2 protein-coding genes are annotated in these 11,835 nt (G+C 72.7%); both read left to right on the forward strand.

Annotated features, from left to right (window positions below):
* The coding region (locus U9983_RS23310; RefSeq protein WP_322756068.1) for an RHS repeat-associated core domain-containing protein at window positions 1-3,969 on the forward strand (3,969 nt) is incomplete at its 5' end.
* Between the two features lie 68 nt (window positions 3,970-4,037).
* On the forward strand, window positions 4,038-11,835 hold a 7,798-nt coding region (locus tag U9983_RS23315; protein ID WP_322756069.1), incomplete at its 3' end, for a neuraminidase-like domain-containing protein.

An 11,835-nucleotide genomic window follows, 5' to 3' on the forward strand; every position in this document is an offset into this window, starting at 1 on the left:
GAGCTGGCCGCGGCGACGGTCGAGGCGTTCTGGGCCGACCCGCTCGGCCGCGCGGGCGCCGGCCCCCAGCCGGCCGACGCCCGCGCGCTGCTCGGCGGCGCGACGACCAGGTTCGTCTACGACCTGGACGCCTACCACCGGACGAAGGACAGCGACGACGTCCAGCCGGTCGCCGTCGCGACGATCGCCCGCGAACGCCACGTCGCCGATCCGGAGCTGGCCGCCGCCGGCCAGCCGAGCCGGTTGCGGGTCGCCTTCGGCTACTCGGACGGCCTCGGCCGCGAGATCCAGACGAAGCTGCCCGCCGCCCCCGACCGCGCTCAGCCCCCGCCCCGGCCGGACCGGTGGATCTGCTCCGGCTGGGTGGTGCTCAACAACAAGAGTCTGCCGGTCCGCCAGTACGAGCCCGCGTTCCGCCCGACCCACCGGTTCGAGTTCGACCTTCGCGTCGGCGTCAGCCCGATCCTCTGCTACGACCCGCTCGGCCGGGCGGTCGCCACGCTGCACCCCGACCACACCTACGAAAAGGTCACCTTCGACCCCTGGAGCCAGCACGTCTGGGACGCCGGCGACACCGCCGCGCTGCGGCCCGGCCAGACCGTCCCGGACCCCGGTCCTGTCCCCGACCCGGACCCGGAGGCCGGCGTACGCGGCAACCCGGCCCGGGACGCGGACATCGCTGGCTTCGTCGCGGGACTGGAGCCGGGCGACTACACCCCGACCTGGTATCGACGGCGGGCCGCCACCGATGCCGACCCGCGGGCCGAGTTCGGCGCGCTCGCACCGTACGAACAGTCGGCGGCCCGGCGGGCGCTGCGGCACGCGGCCACCCCAACCGCCACCTACCTGGACCCGCTGGGCCGCCCCGTTCTGGCCGTCGCGCACAACCGGGAGCCGGACACGACGGCGGCCGGCGCGGGCGACCAGGCGTGGGACCAGCTCACCTGGATCGACAGCGTCCAGCGCACCCACACCGTGCTCGACATCCACGGAAACCAGCTTCAGCTCGACGACTGCACCGACGGCGATCCGGACCGGCTCGACGGCCAGCACGACCGCGTCGTCGCCCGCCACGCCTTCGATCTGGTCGGCAACAGCATCGCCGAACACAGCCTGGAGGCCGGGTCGCGCTGGCGGCTCACCGACGCCGCCGGCCACCTGGTGGCTGTCTGGGAGTCGGTGGACGGCGGCGGGCAGCGCCTGCTCGCGACCCACTACGACCGGCTGCGCCGGCCGACGGAAACCCAGCTGACCCAGCCGGCGGCCGCGCCGGGCGCGACGACGACCGCCACCGTCACCCAGACGATCTACGGCGAGGACGCGCCCAACCCGGAGGCGTCGAACCTGCGCGGCCAGGTGTGGCGGACCCACGACGGCGCCGGCCGCGTCGAGCACGCCTACGACGTGCACGGAAACCCCGCCGCAACCACCCGGACCCTCGCCACCGACTACCACGCGGTCCTCGACTGGGCCGCGAACCCTCAGCCCAAGCTGGAAGCCGACACCTGGACGTCGACGGCGCTGTTCGACGCCCTGGACCGCCTGGTCCGGCGCACCCACCCCGACGGGACCGTCATCGCGTTCGCCTACGACGAGGCCGGCCTGCTGACCCAGGTGCGCCCCCACGTGCCCGACGACCCGCCCGGCGTCGGCACCGATGCCGAACTCATCACGAACATCGACTACAACCCGCGCGGCCAGCGCACCCGCGTCGACTACGGCAGCGGGGTGCACACCGAGTACACCTACGACCCGGACACCTTCCGGCTGCGCGTCCTCCGGACGATCCGGCCCCCGGCGGGCTTCCCCGACGACGGGCCGGTCCCGCCGGACGAACGCGCCGACGTTCAGAACCTCGCCTATGTCCACGACCCGGTCGGGAACATCACCCACCTCGCCGACGACGCCCAGCCGACGATCTTCCGCCTCAACACCCGGATCGCCGCCGCGGCCGACTACGTCTACGACGCCGCCTACCGGCTCGTCGAAGCGACCGGCCGCGAACACCTCGGCCTGCCGTCCGGGGGCGGCCCCCAGCCGTCGCCGAGCTGGACCGACGCGCCGCAGGTCAACCTGCCGCTCGAATCCGACCGGCAGGCGCTCGGCACCTACCGCGAGCGCTACACCTACGACACCGCCGGCAACCTGACCGCGCTGGAGCACCGCGGCACCGACCCGGCCCACCCCGGCTGGCGGCGCACGTTCAGCTACCAGGAGCCGAGCCAGCTGGAGCCGGCACCGACGCCGGCGAAGCCCGAGCAGGTGTTCAGCAACCGGCTGACCGCGACCGGCGTCGGCGCGTCCGGCCCCGCCGAGACCTTCACCTACGGCGAACGCGGCACGATGAGCCTGCCCTGGCTCACCGCCTACTCGTGGGACTACCGCGACCAGCTCGCCACCTCGTCCACCCAGTGGGTCACCGCCGCCGGCGCCCGGCCGCGCACCACCTACTACGTCTACGACGGCGCCGGCGAGCGCGTCCGCAAGGTCACCGACGACTACTCCGCGGCCGACGAGCCGCTGCGCCCCGCCGAGGAGCGCGTCTACCTGGGCGACTTCGACCTCTACCGGACGTTCGACGCCGACGGGTCACCGACGCTGGTCCGCTGCACCGTCCACGTCGTCGACGGCGAGCAGCGGATCGCCCTGCTCGAACGCCGCCTCACCGGGGCGGACGCGACCCCCACCGACGAGTTCACCGTCCGCTACCAGCACGCGAACCACCTCGGCTCCGCGACCGTCGAGCTGGACCGGGCCGGTGCGCTGATCTCGTACGAGGAGTACTACCCCTACGGCTGCACCGCGCTGTCGTTCACCCGTTCCGGCGTCCTACCCAAGCGTTACCGCTACACCGCCAGGGAACGCGACACCGAAACGGGCCTCACCTACCACGGCGCCCGCTACTACGCCCCCTGGCTCACCCGCTGGACCGCCCCCGACCCGGCCGGCGGCGTCGACGGGCCGAACCGCTATGGCTACTGCCGGATGAACCCGATCCGCGGCACCGACCCCGCCGGCCGTGACACCCGCGACACCGCGGACCCCAGGCAGACCCCGCCGGTCAGTCTGGTTGACCGCGCCGCGGCCTACGCCGGAGCGTTGCTGCCGCGTGGCCGAGACGACCTCCCGGCGGCGGGCGGGACCGACCTTCCGCCGCCCGGCACGGCGAATCTGCTGCCGCCCGAACCGGCCCCCGCGCCAGAGCCGCCTCCCGCTCCGGCGCAGCCCTCGTCACCGGCTTTCTCCACGGCGCCCAGCCCGCCGCCCTACGGGCGGAACTTCCTCGTCGGCCCGGAAAATCTGCTGAACAGCCTGCATCTCGACCGGGACATCGGCGGCATCAAACTGGAGGCTGACGTGTCGCGCCTGGTGGCGATGGGGACGATGGGTCCCAACCGGCTGACCCTCAACAAAGAAGGCCTCACGCTGGACCAGCGCGGGCTTTTCCGCGACCTGACCGCGACCACCAATGTCAGCCAGACCGGCGTCGTGTCGGCCAGGCTGCACAACGAGCACACCGCCGTCGGCATCAGTGCGGACCTGCGCAACCGAAGCGGCGAACTCTCCTTCGCCTACGGTCCGTTCCGAGGTGCCCTCGGCAGCACTTTTGGCGGTGACGTCAGCGCGTCGTTCTCCGTCGGGCTCGCGCCGGGCCAGTTCTGGGGGCCCGGGGCGTCGCTGCTGGGGTCCGATCTCGCCGGCACGCAGCGGTCGGCCGAAAGCGGTGTCCGGACTGTCTTCGCGAACAACGCCGACCTGCTCAGGCATCCGACGTTCGCGGGCCTGTTCACCCCCGTCGGCCAGATCGTCGGTCAGATCGTCACGGGCGGAATCGCCGCCAACGACTTCGTGTCGGCGGCGAAGGCGGCCGACGGCCTGCGCCTTCGCGCCACCCTCACACACCTTCCCGGCACGGCGACAGCACCGGCGCACTGGGCCGGACGCCTGGTGCTGTCGGGCAGCTACTGACCGACCGGTATTCGCCCCGAATCAGGAGCCCTTGCGGTGACCGACCCCAACAAAGGACAAGAGCAGCCGTGAACAGGATCACCGCCGGCGTACAGCCGGGGACGACGGGCCCCCAGGTGGCTGACCTGCAGAACGGGTTGGCGCTTATCCTGGAGCGCGACGGGCTCGGGCTCGCCGCCACCGACCGGTCGGCGCTGCTCGCGGGCCTGCGGGCGGAGCGGCACGAGTCGGCGTACCGGGACGTCACGGCGAGGTTGGTCAGCCTCTTCCAGGAGCGGGGCGGCCTGCCGGTCACGGGCGAGGTGGGGGCGGACACGGCCGCCGCGCTGAACGATGAGCTGGCCCGGCTGGGGGCGTTCGATCCGCCGTCCGAGCAGGCCCAGAGCTTCATAGTCGCCGGAACGGTGACGGATGAGGACGGCGGACCGTACGCGGGGCCGCTGATCGCGGCCTACCACGCCGACGAGGGCGGTCCGATCCGGCTCGGCACCGACCAGACCGACGCCGAGGGGCGCTACACGATCCGGTTCTCCGCGCTCCCCGGCGTGGGCCAGCTCGACCTCGTGGTCGAGGCCGTCAACACCGGGAGCGGAGGCGTCGGCGGTGAGGTCGTCGCCCGCTCCGACCGCCGGCCGCTGACCGACCCGGTGACCCGCGTCGACCTGGTCGCCGAGCGGCCCGCCGTGCCAGCCGCGACGGCCCAGGTCACCGGACGCATTGTGCTGGACAACGGTGCCCCGGCCGCGGGCCTGGGCGTTCGCCTGCACCAGCTCGAGTTCGGCGGCCGCTCGACGCCGCTGGCGAACGCGGTGGCCTTGGAATCCGGCGACTACACACTGACCTATCCGGCGCCCGGCCGGACACTGACCGTCGAGGTACGGGCGCTGGGCCCGGCGGACGCCGAAGTGGCGCTGTCGGCTCCCGTAACGGTCCCGCCGGGGGCGGCGGTCACCCATGTCGATCTCGTCGCGGCCGCGGACCTCGTTTCCGCCGGCCCCGAGTACCAGCGCCTCATGGCGGACCTCGCGCCGTGGGTGGGCGAGCCGTCGAGCCTGGCCGGGACGCGCGAGGACGACCGGCGGCGGGACCTGTCAGCGCTGAGGGGCGCGACCGGCTGGGACGCCCGCCTGATCGCGCTCGCGGCGACCGCGCAGCGGCTCGCCCAGGACCAGGCGGTGGGCCTGCCGGCCGAAGGTCTCTACGGCCTGTTCCGCGCGGGCCTGCCCGCCGACCAGCACCTGCTTGCCCGCGCAGCTCCGGCTGATGTCAGCGTCGCGCTACGGAACCTGGTCACCGCCGGCATCGTGGCGATGACCGACGCCGAGATCGAGCAGTTCACCCAGCGGTTCACCGAGTTCGCCCGGACGACCCGGCTCGCGGTGCCGGCCGCCGGCTCCCGGACGACCTACGGCGAGCTCCTGGCGGCGGCCGAGGTCGGCGACGCCGCGGAGACGTTCGCCGACATGTTCGTGACCTACCGCGGTGACTCCGCCGGGCTGTGGCTGGCGGCCCTGGCCGCGGGCGTCCCGGACGAGCCCGTGGCCAAGCTGCGCTGGCAGGGGAAGCTCGCCTTCCTCGCGGGCAACAGCGGCCCGGTCACCATGGATCTGATGGCCACGCTGTCCCACCAGGATCCCGCGGCGGACACACCGCTCGAGCTGCGCGACCCGGTCGCGCTGGTAGACCTCGACCTGTACGAGGCCGACGGCTGGGCGGCCAGGATCGGGACGCTGGCGCACAGCGACGACGAGCTGGACGCGCTGGTCCCCGCTGTGTACGAAGGCGCGACTCCGACCGACCGGCTGAACGCGTACGCGGCGGACCTGGCCCGCAAGATCCGCCTCAGCTACCCCACCGAGGTCGTGACCCGGATGGTCGAGACCGATCGGATCCCGCTGGACAACACGAGGGACGCCACCGTCGCGGTGCTGCGGGAGATCACGCCGCGCGGCTTCCGGCTCGGCCACACCCCGGTGGACCGGTTCCTGGCGGCGGCGGTGGAGGAAGCGGACGAGGCGGCTGCGCCCCGGCTGGCCGCCGGGCCGGACGCGATCGAGGTGGCCCGCCGGGAGATCAAGACGCTGCACCGGCTCTACCAGATCACCCCGGACAACGAGTCCATGCCGGTCCTGAAGGCGCTGGGTCTGGAGTCCGCGTTCGACGTCACCGCGCTGCGCGAGGAGGAGTTCCGCCCCCGCTTCGATGAGAAGTACCGCGAGCTGCACGGACGACTGCCGGCCGGACCGGCGAGCGAGCTGGTCTGGCGCAAGGCCCAGCAGGTCAGCAGCGCGACCTACAACCTGTTCGGGGCGGTGAAGAGTGCGAGCACGGCGGTCGGTCTGCCCGCTCTCGCCGGCGCGCCGGAGCGCCGCGACCGGGAGAACGCGGGGCTGGCGGCCGCGCTGAAGGGCTACCCGACCATGGAGGAGCTCTTCGGGTCGATGGACTTCTGCGACTGCGAGCACTGCCGCTCGGTCCTCTCCCCGGCGGCCTACCTCGTCGACCTCCTGCAGTTCGTCGAGGCGGAGCAGACGGCCCGGGACACCTTCCTTGCCGGCTGGACCGAGCGAAACCCCAAGAGCTACCCCGAGTCCGGCTTCCTGGACCCGTACGACGCGCTGACCAAGCGCCGGCCCGACCTACCCCACATCCCGCTGACCTGCGAGAATACCAACGTCGAGCTGCCCTACATCGACGTCGTGAACGAGATCCTTGAGTTCTACCTGGCGAATGGCGGGCTAGCGGCGGACGCGGCTCGTGACACCGGGGCGGCTACGAGCGCGGAGCTGCTGGCCGAGCCGACGAACATCATCGTCGAGGCTTACCAGGAACTGGCCGCGCAGCGCTACCCGCTCACCCTGCCGTTCGACCTCTGGCTGCAGATCGTCCGCGAGTTCGGCGACTACGCGGGCACTCCCCTGCGCCACGTCCTGGAGGTCCTGCGCGATTCCGACGAACTTCTGCCGGCGGCGCCCGCCTCCGGCTGGGCCGGGATCTTCATCGAGTCTCTGGGGCTGTCCCCCGCCGAGCGCGGCCTGTTCGCCGACCCCGACCCACTGGCCGCGTGGTGGACGCTGTACGGCTACGGCTCACTCGCCGAGGCCACGACCGAGGCGACCGAGAACGGTGGTCGGGTCGACCTGAACTCGGCCAAGGCCCTCGCCCGGCGCCTCGGCGTCAGCTACGAGGAGCTGGCCACGCTCATCCAGGCGCGGTTCGTGAACCCGAGCCTGGCGAAGCTGGGCCCGCTCTACAAGATCCCCGCCACCATCGCGGAGACCAAGATCTTCCTGGACGCCGCCAACCAGGCGTTCCTCGCCGCCAACCAGGACCTCCTCGCGCCGAACCCGGACCTGGCGCGGCAAGCACGGATCAAGGCGATGACCGCCGAGGACTGGATCCGGCTGACGGACCTGAGCGGATTCGCGGACCGGCTGCGTGCCCACGCCGCCAGCTACGGGCAGCCGCTGGCTGACGTCGTGGCGGACCTCAAGGCGCTGCCCCTGGCGGTCGCCGTCGTCCTGGCCGACCCGGACGCGGGCTGCGACTTCGACCAAACGATCGTGCGGCACGCGGACGGCGGCGCGGCCGACGCCGAGGTGTTCCTCCGGCTGAACCTGTTCGTCCGGCTGTGGCGCCGGCTCGGCTGGACCGTCGACGACCTCGACCGGGCGCTGGCGGTGTTCATCCCGTCGGCCGCGCCGTTCGCCGCCGGCCACTACGCCGAGAAACCCCTCGAGACCGCGCTGATCTACCTCGCTCATCTCCGGGAGCTCGAGGGGCGTCTCGCCGCCCCGCCCGACCGGATCCGGCTGCTGACCCTGTGGACCGACATCCCGACCGAGGGCCCGGACAACCTCTACGCGCGGCTGTTCCTGCGCCCCAGCGTCCTAAAGGTCGACCCGATCTTCGACCACCCGCGGGGCGACTACCTGGCCGCGGCCTGGGTGGCGGCCCAGGGGGCGGGCAAGCCCGCCGCGTTCACCCAGATCGCCGGCCACCTACAGGCGATCCAGGCGGCGCTCGGCCTGACCGCGACCGAGGTGACGGAGATCACCGCGGATGCCGGCCTCGGCACCGACGCGGGGCTCACGATCGCCAACCTGTCGGTGCTGCACCGCTACGGCCTGCTCGCCCAGGGGCTGGGCTTGTCCGTCGACGACCTCATCACGCTCAAGCAGCTGTCCGGTTCCGACCCGTTCACCGCGCTCGCGGCGACCGTCCTGACCGACCTCGACCAGGACAACCCGTACCGGCGGACGCTCGGGTTCGTGAAACAGGCCGAGACGATCCGCGCGAGCGGGTTGTCCATCGCCGACCTCGACTTCCTGCTGCGCCGCCGGTTCGACGACGCCGGCCCGCGGCACTACGCCCGGCCCGCCGCGCTCGCCGCGCTCACCACCCTGGCCGACGGCGTCCGCGAGATCCGCCGGCAGCATGCCCTGCCGGCGGACCCCGACCTGGTGACCGAGGACTTCGTCCAGCACATGCTCAGCCTCCTGCTCTCATCGGCCGACACGGCGACGGCGCTGCGCATGCTGCGCGGAGAGGCCACGGCGACCAGGGCGTTCTTCGACGACGTGCTCCGGCGGCGGCCGGTGGGCCCCACCGGCACGGCAGGCTTCCTCGACGACGAGGACTATCCCAGCCTGTTCGAGCCGCTCGAGCAGCTCGCCACCATCGATCCGGCTGACCCGCCCGAGCGGGTCAAGGAGAAACAGGACGCCAACAAGCTCGCCGCCGCGCGCAACCTCGCCACGCTGCGCGCGCGCCGCAACCGGCTGGCGGCCGCCGTCCTGCCCGTGCTGCGCGACCGGCTGAGCCGGGCCATGGTCACGCAGACCCTCGCCGCGCGGACAAGCGCCGACCCGGATCTCGTCGAGCGGCTGCTCACCGACCCCCGGCTGCTGGGCGCCGGCCCCGACGGCGACCGGCGGCCGTTGCTGGCGCAGTTTCTGGCCGCCGCGACCGACGGCGTCGACGCGGACTTCTATCTCAGCGCCGACGGCTCGGACCCCCGCCAGGACACCCCGGCCACCGTCACGACGACCGACACCGCCGCGCGGCCGGCGACCGGCGCCGACGGAGCCGCCCTGCCGGCGGCCGGCAGCGCCCGCTTCCAGGGCTACCTCGTGCCGCCGGCCACCGGCCCGTACCGGTTCGCCATCGACCTGGCCAAGAAGGACGCGAACGCCCGGCTGGAGTTCCCCCACTTGGCCGACCCGGTCTTCCTCGACGTGACCGCGGCGACCGTCGGCGCGACATTCGGGGCCGGACCTGACGAGTACCTCACGCTGGAGGCAGGCGTCCCCTACCGCTTTACCTTCGAGCTCGACGACCTCGCCGGCGGCTCGGGCCAGCTCACCGTGTGGAGCGAGACCGTCCCACGCGGGCCGCTGTCCCGGCTACCCCTCTACCCCGTCCGCCAGGTGGAAGCGGCCGAGCACGCCTACCTGCGCCTCGCCGCGGCGGTGGAGCTCCTCGGCGCGCTCGGACTGGCCGCGCGGGAGACGACCCATCTCGCGACCAACGCCGCGGGCTGGGGGGACCTGGACCTCGGCGACCTCCCGGCGCGGCCCTTCCGCGACCGCCCGGAGGACCGCACCGCCGCCGTCAAGAGGTTCGGGTGGTTCCTGCGGCTCGTCGAGTACGCCGGCCGGCGGCGCGAGCTCGCGGGCGGCACCGACGCGCTCATCGACGTGTTCGAGGCGGCCGCGGTGGGCGGCGCCGACCCGTCGGACGCCGTGTACCGCCTCCTCGGCGCGACGACCCGGCGCGGACCGGACGCCGTGTGGGCCACGACAAAGACGATCTTCCCCGCCGCCGACGGCGTCTTCACCGACGACCGGCCGCTGGCCCGGCTGTGGGACGCGCTCACGCTGGTGGAACGCCTCGGCTCGCCGGCCGGGACGATCAAGGGCTGGACGGCGATCACCGCGCCGGTCGGGGCGGCCGGCGCGCCCACCAACGAGCAGCGGTTCGCGATCGCCCAGGACGTCAAGGAGACCGTCCGATCCCGCCTCGATCCGGCGGCCTGGCAGCGCGCCGCCCAACCGATCTTCGACCGGTTACGAGGACGCCAGCGCGACGCGCTGGTCGCGGCGATCACGCACCGGGAGAAGCTGTCCGGGCCTGAGGAGCTCTACGAGCACTTCCTCCTCGATCCCGGCATGGAGCCGGTCGTGCGCACGTCGCGGATCCGGCTGGCCATCTCCTCGGTGCGGCTGTTCGTCCAGCGCTGCCTGCTCAACCTCGAGAAGGAGGTGCACCCGACGGCGATCCTGAACGCCGAGCAGTGGGACTGGATGCGGCGCTACCGGGTGTGGGAGGCCAACCGCAGGATCTTCCTGTACCCGGAGAACTGGCTGGAGCCCGAGTTCCGCGACGACAAGACGCACCTGTACCAGGAGCTCGAGTCCGCGCTGCTCACCGAGGACGTCTCCGCCGACGTCGCCGAGGACGCCTTCCTCGACTATCTCAGCAAGCTCGCGGAGCTGGCGAAGCTGGAGATCGTGGCCATGCACCTTCAGGACGCGCCCGACCTTGCGCACAGCACGTTGCACGTGTTCGGACGCACCCACAGCGCACCACACAAGTACTTCTACCGCCGCTACGCGAACAGCGCGTGGACGCCCTGGGAGCCGGTCGGCGTCGAGATCGAGGGCGACCACCTGGCGCCGGTGGTGTGGCGTGGCCGCCTCTACCTGTTCTGGGTGACGTTCCTGGAGCTCGGCCACCCGGACGGCGACTCGCCGAAGAATGTCGACCACCTGGACGCGATGCCCACGGTCAAGCACGACGTCGAGGCCCAGCTGCACTGGAGCGAGTACACGGCGGGCGCGTGGGGACAGCCCCAGTCCGGCGGCTATCGGGCGCCCATCGAGCTGCGCGTGCGCGGCGAGGATGTCGGCGACCATTTCGACCCGCTGACGGTGCCCGTCCACGTCACCGTCCTCGAGCCGCCGGACGTCGGCGCGGAGACCATCGAGAACCTTCGCGGCGTCGGCGTCTACATCACCCTGGGCGACCCCATCGGCCAGTCGTTCTACCTGGCGAGCCGGCACAGCGCACCCGTCGCCGACGCCGCGCGGCCCGCCCCCAACATCCCGTTCGGCGTCGAGACGGACCAGCCCAGGCGGAGGCCGACGGCCTACGTCGGCTCGCCAGGTCGGCTCACCGTCTCGTTCCGCCCGCGGATCATCATCGGGCCGGGCCAGCCCGGCGCCGCGGTCACACCGGAGTCACGGACCATCTTCGGCACCACGGGCCCATTCACACTGCTGCCCGTCAACAACCGGATCACCCTGGGCATGGCGAGCGGCGCGCTCGGCGCCGCGCGGACCTGGGCCGAACGGTTCAAGATCCTCGCGGCGCTGGAGTCGACGACCAGCGAGATCGAGTCGCTGATCAAACCGGTGTTCTTCCAGGACGCTCACCAGGTGCTCTTCCTGGAGCCCGAGGTGACCGAGCGCACCGTCCAGCAGTGGGAGGAGTGGGTCACCCGCACGCCGATGCCGGAGCCCGAGCTGCCCACCTGGCACCACGACCCCAGGTTCTGGGAGGAGTCGGTCAAGCCGTTCCACCCGGTTCCCGTGGATCCCCTCGGTCCCGTGGTGAACCCGACGGTGAACCTACTGCGCGGCGACTCGCTGGTTCAGCTGAATGCCGGCGTGGACTGGCTGGTCAACCCCGGTACCGGGCTGCTCTTCGACGGTCAGGTGATCAACGGGCAGGGGCTGGCGCCGGTGGCCGTCGTCGCGGCCGCCGACCTGCCGGCCGCGAGCGCCCAGGGCGCGGTCACGGTGCGGGTGAGCGCCGGCAGCGGCATCGCGACCGACGCGGCGCTCGTCGTGCCCGGCTGGGCAC

The sequence above is a fragment of the Protofrankia sp. Cas3 genome (assembly GCF_963555955.1).
Lineage (GTDB): Bacteria > Actinomycetota > Actinomycetes > Frankiales > Frankiaceae > Protofrankia.